26 protein-coding genes are annotated in these 21,108 nt (G+C 44.4%); all 26 read left to right on the top strand.

Annotated elements, in window-relative coordinates:
- The 26 genes from QNM18_RS06225 (at window position 1) to QNM18_RS06100 (ending at window position 20,953) form a co-directional block, all read left to right on the top strand.
- Window positions 1–303 (top strand): hypothetical protein, encoded by a 303-nt coding sequence (locus tag QNM18_RS06225; RefSeq protein ID WP_211009777.1) that lies wholly within the window; start codon window positions 1–3, stop codon window positions 301–303.
- Between the two features lie 73 nt (window positions 304–376).
- Window positions 377–1,408 carry a baseplate assembly protein gene (locus QNM18_RS06220; RefSeq protein WP_284136686.1) on the top strand — a complete coding sequence of 344 codons (1,032 nt, stop codon included), beginning with the start codon at window positions 377–379 and terminating at the stop codon, window positions 1,406–1,408.
- Window positions 1,401–2,291: a phage tail protein I gene (locus QNM18_RS06215; RefSeq protein WP_284136685.1), complete on the top strand. Its 891-nt coding sequence runs from the start codon at window positions 1,401–1,403 to the stop codon at window positions 2,289–2,291. The genes QNM18_RS06220 and QNM18_RS06215 overlap by 8 nt, the downstream gene beginning before the upstream one ends.
- 14 nt (window positions 2,292–2,305) lie before the next feature.
- On the top strand, window positions 2,306–2,860 hold the full coding sequence (locus QNM18_RS06210; protein WP_284136684.1) for a phage tail-collar fiber domain-containing protein: 555 nt from the start codon (window positions 2,306–2,308) through the stop codon (window positions 2,858–2,860).
- 4 nt (window positions 2,861–2,864) lie between these two features.
- Window positions 2,865–3,785 carry a hypothetical protein gene (locus QNM18_RS06205; protein WP_284136683.1) on the top strand — a complete coding sequence of 307 codons (921 nt, stop codon included), beginning with the start codon at window positions 2,865–2,867 and terminating at the stop codon, window positions 3,783–3,785.
- Window positions 3,786–3,841: 56 nt separating this feature from the next.
- Window positions 3,842–4,627, top strand: coding sequence for a hypothetical protein (locus QNM18_RS06200; protein ID WP_211009773.1), 786 nt, complete (start codon window positions 3,842–3,844; stop codon window positions 4,625–4,627).
- A 7-nt stretch (window positions 4,628–4,634) separates the two neighbouring features.
- Window positions 4,635–4,991 (top strand): hypothetical protein, encoded by a 357-nt coding sequence (locus QNM18_RS06195; RefSeq protein ID WP_211009772.1) that lies wholly within the window; start codon window positions 4,635–4,637, stop codon window positions 4,989–4,991.
- A gap of 27 nt (window positions 4,992–5,018) precedes the next feature.
- Window positions 5,019–5,858: a baseplate assembly protein gene (locus tag QNM18_RS06190; RefSeq protein ID WP_211009771.1), complete on the top strand. Its 840-nt coding sequence runs from the start codon at window positions 5,019–5,021 to the stop codon at window positions 5,856–5,858.
- Entirely contained in the window at window positions 5,843–6,697 is an 855-nt protein-coding gene (locus tag QNM18_RS06185; protein ID WP_284136682.1) for a phage tail protein, read from the top strand. The genes QNM18_RS06190 and QNM18_RS06185 overlap by 16 nt, the downstream gene beginning before the upstream one ends.
- A 162-nt stretch (window positions 6,698–6,859) precedes the next feature.
- Window positions 6,860–7,339 carry a hypothetical protein gene (locus QNM18_RS06180; protein WP_284136681.1) on the top strand — a complete coding sequence of 160 codons (480 nt, stop codon included), beginning with the start codon at window positions 6,860–6,862 and terminating at the stop codon, window positions 7,337–7,339.
- Window positions 7,340–7,347: 8 nt separating this feature from the next.
- Window positions 7,348–9,312 carry a DUF4815 domain-containing protein gene (locus tag QNM18_RS06175; RefSeq protein ID WP_284136680.1) on the top strand — a complete coding sequence of 655 codons (1,965 nt, stop codon included), beginning with the start codon at window positions 7,348–7,350 and terminating at the stop codon, window positions 9,310–9,312.
- On the top strand, window positions 9,312–10,502 hold the full coding sequence (locus QNM18_RS06170) for a hypothetical protein (protein ID WP_284136679.1): 1,191 nt from the start codon (window positions 9,312–9,314) through the stop codon (window positions 10,500–10,502). The genes QNM18_RS06175 and QNM18_RS06170 overlap by 1 nt, the downstream gene beginning before the upstream one ends.
- An 8-nt stretch (window positions 10,503–10,510) precedes the next feature.
- Window positions 10,511–10,729 carry a hypothetical protein gene (locus tag QNM18_RS06165; protein ID WP_023397081.1) on the top strand — a complete coding sequence of 73 codons (219 nt, stop codon included), beginning with the start codon at window positions 10,511–10,513 and terminating at the stop codon, window positions 10,727–10,729.
- A 9-nt stretch (window positions 10,730–10,738) separates the two neighbouring features.
- The gene (locus tag QNM18_RS06160; RefSeq protein WP_284136678.1) at window positions 10,739–12,205 is read left to right on the top strand and encodes a hypothetical protein; all 1,467 of its coding nucleotides are present in this window, start codon (window positions 10,739–10,741) and stop codon (window positions 12,203–12,205) included.
- A gap of 9 nt (window positions 12,206–12,214) precedes the next feature.
- Window positions 12,215–12,652 carry a hypothetical protein gene (locus QNM18_RS06155; RefSeq protein WP_211009765.1) on the top strand — a complete coding sequence of 146 codons (438 nt, stop codon included), beginning with the start codon at window positions 12,215–12,217 and terminating at the stop codon, window positions 12,650–12,652.
- A 1,265-nt stretch (window positions 12,653–13,917) separates the two neighbouring features.
- Window positions 13,918–14,817, top strand: coding sequence for a baseplate assembly protein (locus tag QNM18_RS06150; RefSeq protein WP_284136677.1), 900 nt, complete (start codon window positions 13,918–13,920; stop codon window positions 14,815–14,817).
- Window positions 14,810–16,024: a phage tail protein I gene (locus QNM18_RS06145; RefSeq protein WP_284136676.1), complete on the top strand. Its 1,215-nt coding sequence runs from the start codon at window positions 14,810–14,812 to the stop codon at window positions 16,022–16,024. Before QNM18_RS06150 ends, QNM18_RS06145 begins: the two co-directional genes overlap by 8 nt.
- The gene (locus tag QNM18_RS06140) at window positions 16,024–16,593 is read left to right on the top strand and encodes a phage tail-collar fiber domain-containing protein (RefSeq protein WP_211009762.1); all 570 of its coding nucleotides are present in this window, start codon (window positions 16,024–16,026) and stop codon (window positions 16,591–16,593) included. The genes QNM18_RS06145 and QNM18_RS06140 overlap by 1 nt, the downstream gene beginning before the upstream one ends.
- Before the next feature lie 13 nt (window positions 16,594–16,606).
- The gene (locus QNM18_RS06135) at window positions 16,607–17,416 is read left to right on the top strand and encodes a hypothetical protein (protein ID WP_211009761.1); all 810 of its coding nucleotides are present in this window, start codon (window positions 16,607–16,609) and stop codon (window positions 17,414–17,416) included.
- 2 nt (window positions 17,417–17,418) lie between these two features.
- Complete coding sequence (locus tag QNM18_RS06130; RefSeq protein WP_211009760.1) at window positions 17,419–17,643, top strand: phage tail assembly chaperone; 225 nt, start codon at window positions 17,419–17,421, stop codon at window positions 17,641–17,643.
- Window positions 17,644–17,705: 62 nt separating this feature from the next.
- Complete coding sequence (locus QNM18_RS06125; RefSeq protein ID WP_284136675.1) at window positions 17,706–18,491, top strand: hypothetical protein; 786 nt, start codon at window positions 17,706–17,708, stop codon at window positions 18,489–18,491.
- A 15-nt stretch (window positions 18,492–18,506) separates the two neighbouring features.
- Window positions 18,507–18,788 (top strand): hypothetical protein, encoded by a 282-nt coding sequence (locus QNM18_RS06120; protein WP_211009759.1) that lies wholly within the window; start codon window positions 18,507–18,509, stop codon window positions 18,786–18,788.
- Window positions 18,789–18,876: 88 nt separating this feature from the next.
- Window positions 18,877–19,449, top strand: a complete 573-nt coding sequence (locus QNM18_RS06115) for a hypothetical protein (RefSeq protein WP_284136674.1) — start codon at window positions 18,877–18,879, stop codon at window positions 19,447–19,449.
- Between the two features lie 8 nt (window positions 19,450–19,457).
- Window positions 19,458–20,312, top strand: a complete 855-nt coding sequence (locus QNM18_RS06110; protein WP_284136673.1) for a phage baseplate assembly protein V — start codon at window positions 19,458–19,460, stop codon at window positions 20,310–20,312.
- A gap of 3 nt (window positions 20,313–20,315) precedes the next feature.
- Window positions 20,316–20,618 (top strand): PAAR domain-containing protein, encoded by a 303-nt coding sequence (locus QNM18_RS06105; protein WP_284136672.1) that lies wholly within the window; start codon window positions 20,316–20,318, stop codon window positions 20,616–20,618.
- Window positions 20,618–20,953 carry a GPW/gp25 family protein gene (locus QNM18_RS06100; RefSeq protein ID WP_284136671.1) on the top strand — a complete coding sequence of 112 codons (336 nt, stop codon included), beginning with the start codon at window positions 20,618–20,620 and terminating at the stop codon, window positions 20,951–20,953. Before QNM18_RS06105 ends, QNM18_RS06100 begins: the two co-directional genes overlap by 1 nt.
- Window positions 20,954–21,108: the final 155 nt, after the last annotated feature.

Raw genomic sequence — 21,108 nt, 5'->3', positions numbered from 1 at the left:
ATGGCAATTTTAAAGCAAATTTCAACAGGACGCATTGTAGCAGGTGGCCTGACCACACAAGAGAGTGCGCAAAAAATAGCTAAGAGTGCAGGAGTGGCTGAAGGAGATTATCAGCTTATTTTTTCTGAAAAAGAGGTTTTAGCTTTTCGCCGAGATGGGTATGCGCAGTCATGTGACCATTTATTTATCGATTATATGGCTAACCTCACGGAGCTTGGCGACGCGGCACAGGCAACCATTGATGCTAAGCAAGCATGGTTGGATGCAAGGGCTGTAATTAAGGCCAACTATCCAAAATCTTAAATTCTTTTCCTGTTCCTTGTACCTGCTGTGATCAGCGCAGGTGCTTCTCTTAAATCTATTGAAGAGCTTAGTTATGTCATTGACAAACTTTAGCGCCATTGATCTCAGCCGTTTGCCGGCGCCAAACCTCATTGAACCTCTAAGCTTTGACAAGATTAGGGATGAGATTTTAGCTGATTTCCAAACTCGTTTTCCAGAAGCTGAACAGAGCCTTGTAAGCGATCCCGTAGTAAAACTCATTGAGTCATTTGCTTATCGCGAGTTGTTGCTGCGCCAGCGCATCAATGACAGCGCAAGTGCGGTGCTACTGGCACATGCCACCAGCAGTGAACTTGACTATTTAGGCAATCGTTTTGGTGTGGAGCGAGCGTTGTTGGTACCAGCTGACAATGACCAAGTACCTCCTCGTGAAGCTGTATACGAGCAGGATGAGCGTTATCGCGAGCGTATTGCATTGGCTCTGGAAGGTTTCAGTACAGCAGGGCCTGCCGGTGCCTACGCTTTTCATGCACTTAAAGGGTCGCAGCATGTTAAAGATGTACATGTTGATGCGCCGCAATTTGCCTACGCGGATTTACCTGCGCAAGTACAAAACCTGTTGCCACCGAGCGCACGTCTTCTGGTTTGTACAGATGACGCTGGGTTGACACCAGATGTACTATCTGGCGCCCAGCCTCCAGAACCTGTACCTGGTGACGTTGTTGTAACCCTGCTTACAGATCAAGGCAATGGCCATGCTACGCCACAGGTCATTGAGCAAGTGCAATCCCAACTGAATAAAGAGAATGTGCGTCCGTTGACAGATAGAGTACATATTAAGTCGGCAGACATTATTGAGTTTGAACTTGATGCAGTGATACATATTTATCCAGGTATGGATGGGGCTGCGTTAGTAGATGAAGCAAGAGACAGCTTAAACGCATGGCTCAATGAACACCATAAACTTGGTCATGATATATCGCTTTCTGGCCTGTTTGCGGTACTTCATCGTGAAGGGGTTCAGCGCGTAGAACTTAGTGCACCACAGTGGGATATTGTTGTACAGGCACATCAAGCCGCATTCTGTACTCGGGCTTCGATTCAACTAGGGGATGAGTATGTCTAACTTTACCCTGCAAGGGAATACAACAGAGTTAGAGTTGGCCTTGGAGCATTGCAGTGACCGAGTGCTGCAGATCCCCGTCAAAATCGATCATTTATGGGATCCGTGGAAATGCCCCGCAACGTTTTTACCATGGCTTGCTGATGCATTGAGTGTCGATGTGTGGGACAGCGGTTGGCCCGAGCACGTGCAGCGCAAAGTCATTGCCGACAGCGTGCCGAGACATAGGTATAAAGGCACATCAAGTGCAGTTAACAATGCGCTGAAAGTGCTCAGTGCAAAGGTGGAACTGCAAGAGTGGTGGCAATATGGTGGCGTGCCACATAGCGCAAAGCTATTGGCGATAGCAAGCGAAAACCTTGATAGCAATGGCAATACTTTCCTGAGCCCGAAATTACAGGGACAAATGTGGCAGTCTGTGGTTGCGACTAAGCCGATGCGAACGCAAATTGACTTTACAATTGGCGTTAACTTGAAAAACGACATGCACGTATTTGGTGGTGCTCAGAGCCCATCACTGCAAGTTGCTTTACACCGCGATGACCCGATATTTAATTTTTCCACTGTGGCTTTAAACACGATGGCTTCAGCACATTCAAGCAATATGCAGACGATCACACTGGGTGACGATCCCAGCTTGGATTTTGAATTGGCTAGTATTCAAATGTTCTCAGCCAGTGTATCGAGTCAACTGGGGGCGGGGCGTTTTCAAGATAATCCAAAGGCCAGTTTTACCACATTCTCGACGGTATCGTCTGCTGCGAACACTGCTAATCTGGCCTGCACTCAAATGAGAGATGCGCCTAAGTTTCGCTACGCATCAAGCAATTCTGTATCAAGCGGTGCCCATACCGTTTCAATTCAAAATATCACGCTTAACTTTTAATCTAAGGTACAAATATGAATGTATATACACCTGTTGTGACTCAACAGGGGATAAATGCTGCGGTCAGTGCCCTTGAGCAAGGGGTCAAAATTCAAATTGGTCATATTGCTGTGGGGGACTCAGGCTATACACCTGATAGAAATCAGACTGCATTGAAGAGTCAAAAAAATACGGCGCCAGTATCCGGTGCCGAAGTTGTTGGCAATGGCCAGTTTCATGTTACGGCAACATTTACTGATGACAAACAGTATGCGGTAAAAGAGGTCGGTTTTTATCTCAATGATCATGCAGATGAAAGTCGGCGTACTTTATTTGCAGTGTGGTCACATCCTGAAAATGTGCTTTTTTATCAGACGCCCATTGCAAAGATTGTGCAGGGCTTTGATCTGCTTTTGACTGCCGTACCGCCTGAAAGTTTGGACTTCAACGTGGCGGGTGATTTGAGTTTATATTATGCCGACGAATTTGCAGCGCTCACTATCGCACAGACAAAAGCAATCAGTGCGCAAATTCAATCAAATTTAAGACAAATTCATTTCAATGACCGTCTGCTTAAGTTAGAGGGGTAGTTTGATGTCAAGTTTATCAAAAAGCGTTGCGGAACTGGCCAATAGCAATGCCAATTTAGGCTTAAAGTGCAGTGAGCTAACCGATGATGTGAACCAGCTTTTACTTACTGTGGATAGCAAAGTCGACACTGCGTTTTCTAAAGTAAATACTGAAATAAAAAACACCCTTGAGCAGACTTTTTATGTCAATGCCGATCCATCCATAGGCAGTGATAGCAATGAGGGGGCTAGCCCGCAAACACCTTTGAAGACGGTCAAAGCAGCGGTTGCAAAACTAGTACCGGGCAGCTTTGCTCGAATAAAACTTGCTGCGAATAATGTTGAGCACCTATCGGCGACTGTGGAGGTACCTGATTGTTCGGTAATCTTTTCTACTTATACACAAGATGATTGGCAGTCCATCGGTTTAAAAATGCATTTCACCGGCTCGATTGCATTTAATACTCGTGGTGATAATGCCTCTGTTTCACTAGAGCTATTTGGTGAGTTTCAAAAAACTATCTTGATGAGTGGCAATCGCTTGTTCGAAAATTTGGGTAAGGCAACTTATTCATTATCTAGTGACAGTGCGAGCTTTCCTGTGGTGGTATTTTATCGCAATACAACAGGGCAGTTTTTCCCTTATTTTGTTGCGGCAAACTATGCCAAATATAGCAAGATAGGCATGCTGTCGATGAGCAATGTTACATTCGCATCTCGGGTTGTAAATATAGCTGGCGAAGTTGTTTATGAACCCATGCCTCATATCCGTTTGGATACACCTCCAGTGGGCGGTGCCGTACTTGCAGTATTTAATAACGTTGATATGCACTGTGAGCAATTGTCTAATCCAGGTGTTGAACTCGCTGCTGGCAGTTATCTAATCTCGAAGGCGGCGGGGCTAAACCATATTGCACCGCCTGTAACAGCAAGCGCTGAAGCCTAACACTTTACTTTTCTAATTCCGTCTTTTTTCAAAAAACTATATTGAGGACAATATTTATGTCTACACAAGCTAAAACGCTTGAGCAGTTGATAACAGAGCTGCATACGACAAATGGTGAACTAGTTTCAGCAAACAGGGAACTAACAGATACGGTTTTAAACAAAACCGCTGAACTTGATAATGCTGTTATTCAGGCACGACAAGATATTCAAACAGCAGTGGCTGAAGCAAAAAGTGACGTAAACAAAGCAAAACTTGATTTCGCAAAAAGCCACGCTGAGACCAAAGTTAACTATTATGACCGCAAAGTGCATACAAAAACGTCATTAATAGCTGACAATGGTTTAGTTGTTGATCCGAATGATGAAACAAGGACCGTTTGGGTTAAAGTACCTACGGGTGGAAGCTGGTCAGGCTTTCATACTTACCCTGAAACAAATACATTGACTATGCTTCATACCGTGTCTGGCTATGCATATGCGCCTGGTTACAGTGAATCAACCAAGTATCAGCAAGACTGGAGTATCACGAATATGGAGTTTATCTTGACTAATGATGAGGCGACCAGTGAGCAAATCAACGACAATATTGCTTCATTAGGAATTGATGTCGCTATATCTAGAACTGGTGGTTGGTGGGACGGCTCACGCGTTTTGCAAATCCCAGCAATGAGGTTAAATGGCTTGCATCCATATTGCAGTTTGTATGTCAGACTGGTAAATAGTGTTTTTTCACAGGTGCCAGATAGAGGCTCAAAACAACCTCAACACGTGGTTGACTTTGGTGGTGTATGCAATTTTGCGATAGATCGTGTTGTTAACTACCCTCATATTCCAGCATAGGTGATACATGTCTGATATAAATTTACTCGATTACAAAGATAGTAGTGTAAACCACACCAAAGCTGAGCAGCGCACACGTATTCACTACGCGGTTGCAGATGCTGACTCCTTAATTGGCACAACTTCAGACACTGCGCATGTGTTGCTCATTGAGTTTGCTAAATTGACAAAGGCGATAGCGGCAGCGGCAACGCTTGATGAAGTGAAATCAGCAGCTCAGCAGTCTGCGACTATGTTTGCCCCACTGTTAGATAAACAAGCGACTAACCAACTGACTTTTCCCTATCAACACAAAGGTGTAGATAACGTATTAGGTGAAATCGAAGCGCGCGCGCAAGGCGTGGCTGATATTATCAAAGCGTAACAGCACCATCCCACCTAGAGAAAATCTATGAACTCCCAGTACTTTGATTTTTCTGCGCTACCTGCGCCAGATATCATTGAGCCACTGGACTATGAAAGCATTTACCAAGCCCGCAAAGAAAGATTTAAATCCATTGCGCCACAGTATGCAGATGCATTAGAGCTAGAAAGCGATCCCTTGACGGTATGTTTACAAGTGGAAAGTTACCGAGAGCTATTGCTGCGCCAGCGTATTAATGAGGCGGCGTATGCTAACTTGTTGGCAACCGCACAAGGCGGCGATTTAGATCAGCTTGGTGTGTTTTATGGTCTAGGGCGTGCCGAGAGTGAGGAAGACGGAAATTACCGTCTTCGCATTCGGCAAAAAACTCTGGCCTCCAGCACCGCTGGTAGCAAAGATCATTACCGCAATGCAGCGCTCACCGCTGCTCCCAATGCTATTCGTGATGTCGAAGTGGATAGCCCAACCTCCGGACGTGTCCGCGTATCGATCTTATTTCAAGACAGTGAACAAGCTGATGCACTATTACAGCAGGTACGAGACTATGTGCTTAGTGACCAAGTCAAAGTCTTAACTGACCAAGTTGAAGTCAATTTTGCACAAGAAGTGCCAATCGATGTCAAAGCCGATATTTACCTTCAGCACAATGTGCCGAATTGGGTATTCACCCAATTGGAAGATAAATTGCGCAATGCGTGGCAAGAAACGATGGCCCTTGGTGTTGCTATGACACCGAGCTGGCTGAGTGCACAGCTGCATGTAGATGGTGTAAAGCATGTTGAAATACATACACCGGATACCTTGATTGATATCGCATCAAATCAATACGCTCAATTAGGGCAAATTCAATTATGTCTCATCACCTAGATACAGATAGTGACGTTTTGCTCCCCTACAATCACAGCACCTTACAAGAAGCAATTGTCAAACATGGGCAACTTGAATCTGTGCTGGGAGAGGGAATACAGCTATTACGTGGCTTTAAATCCCACCCCAAACAATCCTTACTACCTTGGTTAATATGGGAATACGGCTTGGGAGCCTTGGTTCCTTATCTCGATGACCTTGACCAAGTTTTACAGCAGGGACTTGCCTGGCAACGGATCCGCGGTACACGAAAAAGTCTCGAAATGGCCTATGGTTGGCTTGGCTTTTCAATTGCTGACGTTGAAGAATCTCGCTCTTATCGTCATTTTTACCGTTATCAATGCCATCTCGAACAATTACCCATTCTAAATGATGCCGAGCGTATGGCTCAGCTGGCAGAGCTTAGTGCGCCAGCGAGAAGTGAGCTCACTCGGATCACCTATAAACTCGATATAAGAGACTTGACACTCTCAGCCAAGCCATTTGGAACCTTACTTAGCGATCATTCCGGTTTTAGACATCGACTAAAAAATGGCAAGTTGCTTCGCATTAGTACACGGCGAACTCATCCTCATCAATTTAGTTTTGATGGTGAAGCCGCGAGTGGCTTAAATCGCAAGCATAATAGTTTTTGGCAGAGCTGTACTTCTCAGGTGCTTGGCATTTTGCGCCTTAGTGAGTCTGTAGCGTGTCAATTCAGTGCGGCGTCGACACACAGTCGAAAAACTAGCCGTACGTATTCACTCGGCCAAGCGCAATGGTTTGGTTATTGGCAAGCGAGTACTTGGTCTGCGACTAGCTCCCCTCAGGTGGTTATTGCGCACCAAGGACATCGCTAATTTTATTCAACACTTCAAACTAACCCTAAACTCGGTTCTCAGCAACTGATTCTGAGCCACTTAATGTGTGTAAGGACAGTATTGCACGGTTGATATATGGATATATAAGGCGAATGAGTTAGCAGCGATGAATAACTGAATTAGGGCTAATAAGGAAATATTTTGGCTATTCTTACTCGTGCAGGGCGAACTCTGTTTGCCCAAACTATTGCACAAACTCCGATATATTTAGCTTGGGGGCGCGGTGCATCGCAATGGCAAACACCGTCGGCAGAGCCCATCAACGCTACCGAATTAGCAGATCCAATAGGCTATCGAAAAGCCAAAAAGGTTGGATATTGTTATCCCGACGATCAAGGTGACATCCTTATCCAAGGTGGACGCTTTTCTCTCTCAACACAACCCACTCAACACGTTTACTGCGAATTTTCGTTTGATTTTACCGATGGTGCAGGTGAAACCGTGCGGGAGTTGGGCCTGATGTCAGGCACACAGGCGAACGCCGACTTACCTGATGGCTTGGTGTATTTAACACCAGAGCAAGTAGCCTCATCAGGTACTTTATTGCTGCTTGAACATCGTGCTCCGTTAATACGTGAGCAAGGTGTGAGAGAGAGCTTTGAATTTGTTGTCAGTTTTTAGAGGTGTTTATGCTTGAAGATTACTATGAAAAATTTCATGCAGACTCCGGCTATGAACGATTGCTGTTTAGAGCTGGTAAAGGTTTGCAAAGCCGCGAGCTTAATGACTTGCAGTCACAAGTTAGCCATCAGCTAAAAGGCGTCGCTGATGTCCTGCTTAAAGATGGGGACTTAGTTAAAGGCGGTGAAGTGGTGATTGACGCAAAGCTTGCAACTGCTTTGATCACTGAAGGGGAAGTGTATATCGCGGGACAGGTTCGCCCCGTTATGAGCAGTGTCGTGCCAATTGATATGGCTGCCAGCGTCGATGTAGGCGTTTGGCTTACCCACAATGTGGTCACCGAGGAGCAAGATCCGAGTTTACGAGATCCCGCTGTTGATGCAATTAATTACGACGAGCCAGGCGCAGCGAGACTGCAACAGATCTGTCAATGGGGGCTACTCAGCGATGCTATCGGTCCTGATGATGCGTTTTATCCGGTACATAAAATCGAGCAAGGTACGCTGATAATTAAACAGCCTCCACCACAGCTCGATGCGGTGACACAAGCGCTAGCTAGGTATGACCGAGAAGCCAATGGAGGGAGCTATGTTGTTGAGGGGATGTCACTGAGCTATCGAGGTGCTGAACTTGAACAGCAAGGGTTTAGTCTTGAAGAAGGCAAGGCGCATATCGAGGGTTATGAGGTGGCATTTGCCACGGCAAGAACAGCCCAATTTGACTACGATCCAGATATAGGCTCAGTCAAGGAAGAACCAAAAACATTCCAAGCCAACGATCAAGGTGTAATGCGCATTGACACGGACTTTTTCCCAGTCAGGCAAATAGAAGAAGTTAATGTAACAGTAGAGAAAGCAACGCAGCTTACACGCGGCCAGCTTTCTGGTGGTGAAGATTTACTCCCTGACGAGTCAGTACTTGAAATTTTGAGTATTACGCAAGGTGATACAACGTATATTCAAGGCGCGGATTTTATCTTTCTAAGAAATCATATTAGTTGGCAGCTCAGTGGTCAGGAACCTGCTGGAGGTAGCCAATATGAAGTGACTTACCGATATCGAAAGCAGTTAACGGTCGATTATGACGAGTATGGCTTTAACCTTAATAAGCAGCTGGCTGACGGCGGCAACGTAGTAGATAACACCTTGGTGACGATAGATTATCAGTGGTATCGGCCACGAATCGACCTTATTGTGCTTGACAGGCTCGGCCAAATTAAGCGTATAAAAGGACAGGCTTCCCATCAGTTTCCAACCGCACCTAAAGCACCTGCTCATCACTTGGCTTTGGCACAAGTTACCCAGTCTTGGCTCAGCAACCAAGCCCCAGACATTGAAAACCTGGCTGTACGGGCTGTGTCTATGTCACAGCTTGAGCAGATGCAAAACCAAATAGGTGATTTGTACCAGTTGCTTGCCATTGAGAGACTCCGCAATGATGCAAACAGCCAAGATCCGGCGAGCAAATATGGCGTGTTTGTTGACCCATTTATTGATGACGACATGCGTGATGCAGGCATTGCGCAAACCGCAGCTATTGTGGACGGGGAGTTAGTTCTGCCACTGAGTGCTGATATCGCTGAGTTACCAGTACCAAATGAAGGTTTGCTCACTTTGCCTTTTGAACTAGAGGATGTGTTAGAGCAACCGAAACAAACTGGCAGCATGAAGATCAACCCTTATCAAGCGGTTGAGCCCATTCCGGCAACAATTACTTTAACACCAAGCTTGGACCACTGGACTCAGACACAGCGCAACTGGACAAGCCCGATAACAAGGCGATTTACGCGAGGTGGTGGCTGGGCCAGGCGCACAACACAAAGCACGCAAACTCAAGTGGTAAGCCGTACAACTAGAAGTGCTGAATTTTTACGTAGACGTTGGGTGAACTTCTCATTATCAGGGTTTGGTGGTGGAGAAGCGCTGCAACGTGTAGTTTTCGATGGCATAGCGGTCACACCTGAGGAGATATAATGATTAACGCAGATCCTAGCGGCCGCTTAAGCGGCCGTTTTTACATTCCAGAGAATATACCAGTTGGTAGTAAAACAGTGCGCTTCGTTGGTGAGAAAGGTTCATTCGGTGAAGCAACTTATACAGGTAGTGGGACGATAGTCAGTGAAACTGCAAGGCGGATCACAACCATTACAACTGTTCGCTTTGACCCTTTAGCACAGACATTTACGTTGCCACAAAGCCGTTTTATCGCCGGTGTGGAGTTATGGTTTAAAAAAGTAGGCGCTGATAAACCCGTTCGAGTTCAGATCCGCGAAACTGAAGTTGGTATCCCCAATCAGACAGTGTTAGCCGAAGCATCTTTAGAGCGCAGCATGTTCCAGGTCAATGGTGCTCCAACGCTATTTGAGTTTGATCCAGTATCACTAAATGCAGGACAAGAGTACGCCATTGTGGTACTGACCGATGATCCTGACCATGAGGTCGCGATTGCGGAGCTGGGTAAGTTCGATAGTGACAGTGGTTGGGTAACTTCACAACCCTACCAAGTTGGTGTGTTGTTGTCGTCCAGTAACGCATCGACATGGACACCACATCAAAACCGTGACTTAACTTTTCGACTAAAAGCGGCTCGTTTTACGCAAACAGAACAAAGCGTGCCTTTAGGTCAGATAACGCTTGATGAGCATAGCGATATATTGGCTATGGCGGTAATTGAAAGGCCGAGCAGTGAAACACAGTTACATTTTGAATTCAACGGTGCACAAATCGGCCAGTTCAATCTACAGGAATGGCAAGCGCTGAGACTGGCGAATAAGGTGAAAGAGCCTTTACAAGTAAGTGCAAGATTGACAGGCACCAGTACGCAAACTCCGGTTTTGTTTGACAGCGTTCAAACTGCGCTCGGTAAAGTAAGCAATGAAGCTGACTATGTGACTCGCGCTATTCCTTGCCAAGTGGGGGGGAGCTTGAAAGTAAGCTTTGAAGCTCAGTTGCCAGGTACGGCCAAGGTTGAAGTTTTGATTCAACAGCAAGGGCAGTGGCTGAGCATTCCTCTCAAAACCACTCAGCCGCAAGGTGATGGTTGGCTGCTCTGTAATTATGAGTTTTCTAACCTCAGCGAGGCTCAAGCAAGAGTTAAGCTCATACTTTCAGGTACGCATATTGATAGACCACGTGTGCGCTCACTTAGAACCTTCTCAATATAGGAGGGAATATGATTGATGACAAAACCTTGTCTTATTCCTTACCTCTCCCGCATCCAGACAACCTGTTACAGCAAGATGTAGAGCGCATACGTCAGGCCATCACTGATGTTGACCAACTGCTCTATATGCAAACCAATCTTGACCAGCAGCAAGATGCGCTGCTGAACGAGAAACTAAGACGAGTCAAGCTGAATCAGCTGCTCGGCGAAACACTATTAACTATATAAGAGGACATTATGGCGAGTATTCAAAATGCCGTGCAAGTCATGGTAGATAAGCTAGTTGCCGATATGGAAGGCAATCAGCCGCTTACAGCCGAAGAACAAGCATTAGTGAGTAATGCTATTACTAAACTGACCGACAATGCAAAACTTGAGCAAGCGGTTGTGGCTGTCGCAGAATCACATATTAATGATGCGACGTCGACATTACAGCAAGTTTCTCAGTCTACAGGTGCAGCCTTGCAGACGGCGACTGAGTCTCTGACGCAAACAAGTACGACGCTTGATACTAAATCTAGTAAACTAGATTTGTTAGATTCCATGGCTCCAAATTTAAATCGCGTCGAATCATTGCAAGCGACTAACAATGCACTGCTGGTGCGTCCGCTGTTTTCGATGACACCGATCGATACACCAAACTCTAATGCCACGCACAGACGTGCTACCTCTGTTTTTGCTGTTTATGATAATAGTGGTGAAACTTATGTGGTGCGACCTGGCTTTACTCATAATGCGAATACCGAGCAATGTCGGCTAGAGTATTTAAGGCTTAGTGCCAACGGTGCGGAAAAAACCACAACTCACACTAGCTTTGTTTATTCTAATGCGTTTGAGCAAAACCCGGCGAGTAAGATTTACTATTATGGTACCAGTGCTTATTTACCACTTGCGAGTAAAAATAACGCAGCAGATATTCAATACGAAATCGTCTACAGCACGCAAGATTCTCAAACGACTGCAGTGGCAAACTATGGAGGTGTATTCTGTAAATCTTCGGGTTTTACCTCTATCACTAAGCCGAAGCAAAACCTAGACGCAACGGATCAATATGGCGTTAGCACTTCAACAAATCACAGTTATAACCAAGTGGGTGTTTTGTATGACAATGCTAAACACTGCTTAGTGATGGTCGATGAGGGGACTTCGGTACTAGTAGAAAAATACCGTGATGGCAACGTTGTGACAAATACAGCTATTGCAAATGCTGAAGAACTTCAAGCTTATGTAGATGCAGGGGACTTTACCGTTGTTAAGTTCATTTATCACAACTTGCAGCACGCTCATGGGATCCACTATTACAACCATTCTGAAACGGCAATGAGTAGTTATGGTGTGAGTTATTATGGTTACTTTGGGCGTTATAACGGTGTGACTAAAATGGGAGAGAACAAGTATAGCGCGCACTATCGCTTTACTCATGAAAGACGCCTAGAGCCTATCAACTACTTCTTTAGTTGTAGCACTGGTCATTATAACTCGCATAACTCACCTGATGCTGAAGTCAAAATTGTGCTTGAAAGTATGGCTGGTGAAATACTCGGTATGTATTCATATCATTCAAGGCCATACAACGCAGGTTATGACAATGGTCTCATGGGGGCCGCAGTTAGCTGTATAAACCCTTACTCTGGTGCAGGCATTATCAATGAACACTACACCTATAACCAATATGGTCTTGGCAGAACATGCCGCGCATTTTAAGGAGAGAACATGAGCTGTGAATATTTTGCCGACAAAGGCATGAAAATTGATGGAAACTACTGGTTAGTTCATCCACAAACTGGAGTTGCTTGGAATGACACGTCTATTGCTGACTACAAGCAAGCTTATGAAGCACAACAAATTCTATTGGCTGAAACGCGCTTAAACGATGAAAAATCGGAAAAGCTTAAATCAATAAAAGAAGCGGTATTTGATAAGTTAAGCAATGAACAGTGGCGAGTACAAAAAGCCCAGGAGCATGTGCTAAGTGCTGAGTTGGCTGGTGATCAAGCTGAGATAGGCTTGTGCAAAGCACATTTGGCTGAATTGCTAGCACAGCGCGAGCAGCTTCGCCAAGCGAGTGATGAAGCAGAGCAAACTCTTGCGCAGATCTCAACATACGAAGAGTTGGAAGAGTTTACATTTGATGTAAATATTTCATTATAATTTCGACAAAATGACCCGTTTTATTCCCAATAAACGGGTTAGTATCATGAATGCTTGCGAAAGCAACAGACTTGTTATTCCACAACCGAAACCCGCTTAGCTGTGTCGAGCGGGTTTTCTTTTATTGAGTTTTAAGGTTTTTTAATATTATTGCAATTAGGGCAGGAATGACCTGTTTTAGAACCTTAAAATCAGTAAAATACACCTATGCTTGAGAAAAGCTTCAAACAAAGAGTGAAGCTTTTAAGCTGATATCATAAGCCCAACAACATCAACGCCATATTGCTTTTACCTCGATAAAAAGTATTTGGCGTTTTTTGTTTTAAGGGACACGTAAAGCTGTTTTAAGGCGGTCATAAATGACCTGTTTTATTTCCTTAAAATCAGTAAAATACACCTATGCTTGAGAAAAGCTTCAAACAAAGAATGAAGTTTTTAAGCAGACAGAATAAGCCTAACAACATCAACGCCATATTACTTTTATCTCGATAAAAAGTGACTGGCGTTTTTTGCTTTAAGGGACAGGTAAAACTGTTTTAGGGCGGTCATAAATAACCTGTATTACTTCCTTAAAATCAGTAAAATACACCTATGCTTGAGAAAGGCTTCTAACACAGGATGAAGCGGCTACGCAGGCAGAACATACCCAACAAGATAAACGTCATATTACTTTTATTTCGATGAAAAGTGATTGGCGTTTTTTAGTTTTAGAAATTTGTATAGTTTTTTTAAGGCGGTCATAAATGACCTGTATTACTTCCTTAAAATCAATAAAATACACCTATGCTTGAGAAATACTTCAAACACAGTATGAAGTGTTTAAGCAAACAGAATAAGCCCAACAACATCAACGCCATATTACTTTTATCTCGATAAAAAGTGATTGGCGTTTTTTAGTTTTAGAAATTTGTATAGCTGGTTTAGTGCGGTCATAAATGACCTGTATTACTTCCTTAAAATCAGTAAAATACACCTATGCTTGAGAAATACTTCAAACACAGTATGAAGTGTTTAAGCAAACAGAATAAGCCCAACATCATCAACGCCATATCACTTTTATTTCGATAAATAGTGAATGGCGATTTTTGCTTTATAGGCATATGGAATAGATGAAGATTGGCGATTTGAAGCGGTCACAATTGACCTGTTTCTAATCGCTAAAATCATTAAAATAACCTTAAGCTTGAAAGAGCTTTACACAGTTATCCCATGAATCAAAACCCGCACTTATTTAAGTGCGGGTTTTTTATTTTTACAGGAATCTTATGAGTGGTTTTACTAAACTGGACCTGTCAAAAGTCCCTGTGCCAGATATCATTAAAACACTTGATTTTGAACAAGAGTATGAGCAACTTAAAGCACAATTCTTGTTGCAAAACCCACAGTATCAAGCTGCTTTATCATTGGAAAGCGATCCTGTGTCAGTGTTACTACAAACACTTGCATATCAGCACCTACTGCAAAAGCAGTCCCTCAATGATGCAATAAAAGGAAATATGCTGGCATCTGCGCAAGGGCATGATTTGGATGCGATTGCCGCGAGATACAACCTCGCTCGAAAAGCTTCACCTGAAGAATCAGATGCTGCATTTAGACAGCGTATTCAGCTGGCATTCGATGGCTTAAATACGGCAGGAAGTCGCGAATCATATATTTACCATACCATGTCTTGTGATGCGTTGATTAAGGATGTTGCAGTACAAAGTCCAAAACCGTGTGACATAGAGCTGACAATTTTAAGCCAAACAGGCAGTGGTATGCCTGAGAGCGACTTAATCGCCAAAGTTGAACATTATTTTGCGGCGCAAGGAAGCGCGCAATCATCGGTCAATGATATTGCATCAAAAGTGCGTCCACTTGGAGATAGGGTGACGGTACATAAGGCACAAATAGTGCCGTTTGTAGTCAAAGCTGAGTTGTCTATTTTACATGGCCCGTCAGGGCAGGCGCTAGTTTTAGCGGCCGAGAAAGCGGTTGCAGATTACTGCCAATCACGCCATTACCTCGGTAAGAAAGTGACCCGTGCGGGTATTTATGCGGCTTTACATCAATCAGGGGTAGAAGATGTCACTCTACTCAGCCCTGTTGAAGATATTGTGACCGTCGCAACTCAAGCCCCTTTTTGTGAGTCGATTTCTGTGACGATGGAAAATGTCTATGAGTAAGCTTATTCCATCCAATGCAAGTACGCTTGTGCAAGTCATTGGATCCCAGTTTTCATCCAACCAAGTTGTCCGTAATTTACTTTTATCCTTGTTGCAGCTACCAACAAGAAGCGATGCACAATTAGTTTGGCTTGCTAAATTGTGTGAGCAAGTACCCAGCGAAGTGTTGGCAGATCGTAATTGCTTATTGCAGTGTGCGACGACACAGCTTTTGGTTCTAATAGACTATCCGGAATTCTGTGATAGTGAAAAGCTGAATGAATTTGCTGAACAGCTTGGTATTCTGCCCTGGCAACATACTATTTCTGAGGGTGAAAAACGTACTCAAGTTAAATCAGCCTGTGTTTTGAATGACACGCGTTTATTGATCGCAAGTTTGTGGGACCCATTTTTATGTCCAGAGGCCTTACTGCCCTGGTTAGCTTGGTCTGTTTCGGTAGATGAATGGGATGAAGCTTGGAGTGAAAACTTAAAACGCCAAGTTATTAGTGATGCATTTGCTGTTCATCAAGTTAAAGGGACACCCTATGCACTGCAAAAAGCATTGGATAGTTTAAATATAAAAACAGAGATCAGGGAGTGGTGGCAAGGTACTCATTCGGATGAGTTACCGCGTGGTACTGTTCAAGTATGGGCGCTTATTAATAGTAATTTGGATGAGCAACAGCAAGGAATGCTGACCCCTCAAATGTTAAAACGGGTTCGTCGTATTATCGAATCTGTAAAACGGGGTTCAATACATGTCGACGTACAGTTGGGCTTGGCATTTGAAGAGAGTATAGGCTCTATTGGTGTTACTGCTCCAGCCATTGTCCAGCGCTTTGATGCGCCCATAGGGCAGGGCGTTAAACCACCTAAATTTAAAAATAACCTAGGGTGCGTAGGAGCGGCGAATGTACGCCAATCATCACATTTAACGATGGCAGGTGTAGGCATTAAACCTCCTATGGGCAATGCTATATCACAGCTTTCCGGTGCAATGATGAGTAATAAAGCACAGCATTTTTCACTGGGAGGTAAAGGGGTAAAACCAACAGAACTTACCGTGAATTACGGCGCTTTTGGAAACTCCACAAGCTACCTATCAACACATTGCTCCCCTAAAGCTAAGGGGGTTCTGCCAAGTCGTGGTACTGGGAATGAGTATTTAGTGAGCGTAACTCGGCAGATTATATATCAACATTTTAACTTACAAGGAGCCGCTTAATGTCTGCATTAACGTTACAGTTTACCCAAGTTGGGTTGGACGCTTTATTGACAGCTAAAACCAATGGCAAAAAAGCGCAAATTAGCCATATGGCATTTGGTGATGCTAGCTACACTCCTTCGCAAACTCAGACGAGTCTGCGAAGCCTTAAAGAGCTTCAGCCTATTCGAGATGACAATTACGAAACGGACGAAAACCATCAAGTCACAGTAGTTGCTTTGTTTGACAAGGCAATGTCCGCACCGGAATACACTATTCGTGAAGTAGGTGTATATATACAAATCGACGAGCCAGCTGGTAGCGATGAAAATTTGATTCTGCTAGGCGTGTATTCGGAACCGAACCGAACATTGGGCTACCGTACTCCTGATGTAAAAATTCTACAAAGTGTGACGTTAAGTCTTGCTCAGTTGCCATCAGACAGTGTGGAAATCAAGCCTGGTGTAGATAACTTAAATATGCTGTTGGATAACGAGTTGGCCGATTTGACTTTGGTACAACTAGATACAATGCACCGACAATTAAATCAAGAGCTTAGATTGCTCGCTTTAGAAAACGCACAGTCTTAAAAAAGGAGAATTTATGTCAAACGAACATACGACCATAACCGAGCAGCTAGCAGCGGTTGTGACACGTTCTAATGCTTTATGTAACACAGTGCAGGGCCAAATTAACAATATCAATTCGACACTGGATGCTAAAAAGACAGAAGTAGATAACAAAGTTGCACAAACTAAAAGTGAGCTTAATACGCAATTTACAAATTTGAAGAACGGAATTGTAGAAACCGTTAATGGTGTTGACGTATATCAAGAAGGATTAACAAAACGGTTTGCCTTCAAGTCGACGCTTAATGCTGGTGGATATACAGCAGCATCTGATGGCCCGGATCCAAGCTACCGTCATTGTGCTGCACCTCAAGACCCATACTATATCAATCTTATTGAGTTTGATGCGGAAAGCAACGGCAGTCATTTTGGGCATGATGGTGACACATTTAACTGTGATTTTGTAATGTCACACAGGGGGATGGCATCGTATGTCGATCACTTGGTATTCAGTGGCACATCTTCACATGATTGTGTTTCTGCGCACATTGAAGTGAAGAGGGTTATGCATGATGGCGCAATCACATTGTATATATCTGAACCTGATGCCGAGCCTAGGGAAATCGCAATAACGCAAGCAGATGTAGGAAAAACTCTGACTGTGTTCTTTAGAAGTATAAATAAAGGCTATGGAAAAGGGCGTGCACGAGTAACACTAAAAGTCGATACCAGACCACATTGTGGCTCCACGCGTGCGTTTATGGCCAAGTGCGAATATAGCTCGGACAGCGGTCGACCTTGTCTAAATAGAATTACGCAATCTGCACCAACGTGGGGGCAATAAACATGGAAAATATAGTAACAGAAGAACATGGCCAGGATGTCTCTTGGGTAACGGTGCGTTCACAGCGTGACAACTTGTTGGCAGAGTCAGATGTAATGGTGCTAAGGGCATTGGAAGAGTCTCAATCTGTACCTACTGATCTTGTTGCTTATCGACAGGCGCTGCGCGACCTACCAAGTAGTGCTGCTAGCCCTGAGAAAGTGACTTGGCCGACGCTGGCTAAGTAAAGACTAACCAAGCAGTGACTTTAAGGTGTTTTTCGAAGCCACTGCAAACAGTAGGAATGATGATGTCTGACGACAATATGAGCATAACTGAAAGGCTCACCCATGTTGCCGCACGGGCGAATGCAATGAGTGAGACCGTTAACGCGCAGATGGGCGTTATCAATGCGGCGATGGAATCTGCTGAAACTAAATTTGATAATTATATTGGAGGAGCTCGCGCAGAGCTTTCTCATATTCTATTGAGTAATAATCAGCAAATGGAGCCCAATGACAATGGGACTGCTATTAAAGGCTTTAACACGATCAGCTTGCAGCAGTTTGAAGTCACAAAAGAAGCCACAATATATGCCGCGCCAGCAAATGATACAGATCATACCAACAGAGGTGTTGCGCAGGATTTCCGAAACAATGTTTTTAATGGCTATGTAAATGGCGCATTTAATATTGTTCGTATTAAATGGAAACGCAATAGCTCTGACCACCCAGCAAGGTTGGATAATAATTGGAATACACGTTATCAGCAAGGCGCATTATCTAGTGCTTGTTATATAAAGCTGATATCAGGCTCGGTCGGTGGCTCAATGCAGCCGATAAAGGAGTATGGAAATGGTTGGAAGTTAATGGGTTACCGCCAAAAGGCTGATAATACAGCGAAACCATTTTACGCTCCACACTCTAAGTTGGCTTTATCTGATTCAGCTTTGGCAGAAGGGGAAGCCTTGATCTGTTTATTTGGCACCGTGAGTGGCTATGTCGACTTTGAAAAGGTTGGTTGGGGTGTATACCCTGAGTTCGCCAAACCTTCAGATATTTCTATTGCGACTTCACAGCTGAGTGCTCAAGGGTAGCAAGGAGAAAATTTTATGCAAATCAAACATAATGACATGCTGGTTGCGTCAATAGGCGAGGTGTTGACTTCGACACAAGTCGCACAGTTTCTCGCATTGAATGAAATTGATATCCCACTTGATGAATTGACTTTGGTGTACTCCCATGGTGAAGCACTGGAGGCGCGACGTGTTGCATATGTTGTTGAATCTGATCCACTTTATATGGAGTGGCAGTACGATCAAACTGAACAGAGCAAACAAGTGTGGTTAGATAGCGTGGCAAATATTAAAGCGCGTTTTCCATTCCCTGCTTAACATCTTTGGGCATTTCGTCCATCTCGACTCGCCTTTTCCTTCGAGTCACAACCATCACCAGTAATAACTTCAAAGAGTAATAATCCTCATGCAAAGATGTACCTTAATCAATAAGGTGCTTGAATGCTTATCATCTGGACTTCAAGGGGTGGCACAGGTGGCACTATTAAAAGCCGCACAACCCTACCCAGATCTGACGCAGCAAGCCCAACTGACAGTCAAGCTGCTCGGCGAACGTCAAGCCAGTGAACTGCAGGCAAAAGGCGCCGATAAAGGTGTCACATATGGACCGTCGTATAACAAAAACCTCAGTCCAAATTCACTCGATAGAAGAGTGCTGCAGTTGCAGCTAGACATAGAGTTGGAAGACGCCAACAACGCGATGCTGTTACAACGACTTGACCAGCTGATAACCCTGTGTGAGACACTTGTGATGGCGGACGAAATGCCCATCCATTGGCAACATTTTATCGCGCAAAGAAGTGATATGAGCTTTAGTCACCAAGTTAGTTCAACCTTGGCAAAAGCGCAGCTTTTTTGGGACTTTTATTTTCAAGTTGAGTACCCAGATGAGCCCGCTGGGCCCGAGATCACAGAAGTGTATTTGGGCCCTAAAGGCGGTGAGTACAAATTGATAAATAAAGTGCCTACGACCACTTAGGAGCATTTATGTTAGCAAATCAACAGCAGTCTGAACTGGCTGCATCTGACATGCAGCATCGCTTTGCCAAGCTAATTTCAATTGGTACGGTTGAAGAGGTTGATTATGAATTGGCTCGGGTCAAGGTGCGCATTGGAGAGTGGCTCACGGCCAAACTGCCCTGGCTCACTCATCAAGCCGCGCAAGATATGACTTGGCAAGCCCCAGAAGTGGGCGAGCAAGTATTGGTCATAGCACCTAGCGGCGATATGGCGCAAGGCATAATACTAGGCAGTTTATATGCAAATGCCCATGAGCAGCCGCATTTCAAAATGAATCATGTGGTGGATGCAACCAGCGTCACTGGTGATGAGTTGGTGAAAGGTTTAAGTGCAGTGGGCGCAGATTCTCGAGAGCATGTCCAGCGCACCCACTATCAAGATGGCGCCATTGTTCAGTATGACCGAGAAAAACATGCCTATGATATTTTTGTGCCTGAATCACAAGGTGACAATCCTGCCCAGATAAACATTTTTTCGGGTGGTGAAGTGAATATTGAATGCAAGCAAAATGCCAATGTACTGGTTCATGGTGAAACAGATATTAATGGTAAGAAAAATATCTCAATTACCGCAACAGAAGCGCTAAATTTGACCGGGAAATCAGTTCATATCACATCGAAGGAGGAAGGAACCAACATTATCGCAGAGCAAGGCGCGATGGCGATAACGACCAAGCAAGGCGCAATGACATTAGACTCGAAAGCAGATGCGACTATTAAAACCAGTGCATCCATGACAGTTAAATCCGATGCAGCCATGACCATCGACGCTGGCGGGGTATTGAAGCTTGATGGTACTGCAATCAAAGCACAGGAGGGCTAGATTATGCCAGCTATTTCAGTTGATGGAGCAATGACCGATGTACATGGAGGGTATGCGCCGGGAACCATTTCAGCCTCGGGTCCTAAATTTACGGTGGGTGGCGTTGATGTACTGAGAGAAGGCGATAGTATCAGCGACCATGTACTGATATCAGACCCAAAAGTTAAACACTCGGGTATGGTGGTTCAAGCCGGTGCGCCTAACTTTACTATCGGTGGCAAGGCTGTCGCGAGGTTAGGCGATCCGACAAATTGCGGTGGCAAAATTGCCATAGGTGTTGGCAGTTTTACGGTAGGAGATAATTGATGATTGGAATGAATGCAAAAACGGGTAAGCCGTTAGGTGGCGTTGAGCACTTAAAACAGAGTATTCGCGATATTGTCACAACACCACTTGGCAGCCGCGTGATGCGTCGTGACTATGGCTGCGGGTTATTTGAGCTCGTTGATAGGCCATTTTCTCACAATCTTGTTGGCGACATTACTATGTCAATTGCCAACGCGTTAGATAGATGGGAGCCGCGCTTTCGTCTTGAAGGTGTGGCTGTTCACCCCGCAGGGGAAGGTAAGTTAGATATTACCATTGAAGGTCTATACCTTATCAATAATGAGCCGGTCACCATTGAGGGGATTGAGCTTTAACACATGTGTGTTGGCCATACGGTCAACGCTGTAATCACTTATATTTTTCTGTACGTAGTCGTATAGAGACTTATTCAACTTAAGCCATGTTGTCTCACTTGAATCATCAAGTTGAGTCACATGGCTTTTTTATTAGCTAATTGACATACCTTTAA

Origin of the sequence: Pseudoalteromonas obscura, from assembly GCF_030135505.1 — a bacterium.
Classification (GTDB): domain Bacteria; phylum Pseudomonadota; class Gammaproteobacteria; order Enterobacterales; family Alteromonadaceae; genus Pseudoalteromonas; species Pseudoalteromonas obscura.
This window is presented reverse-complemented; position numbering and strand designations above follow the sequence as displayed.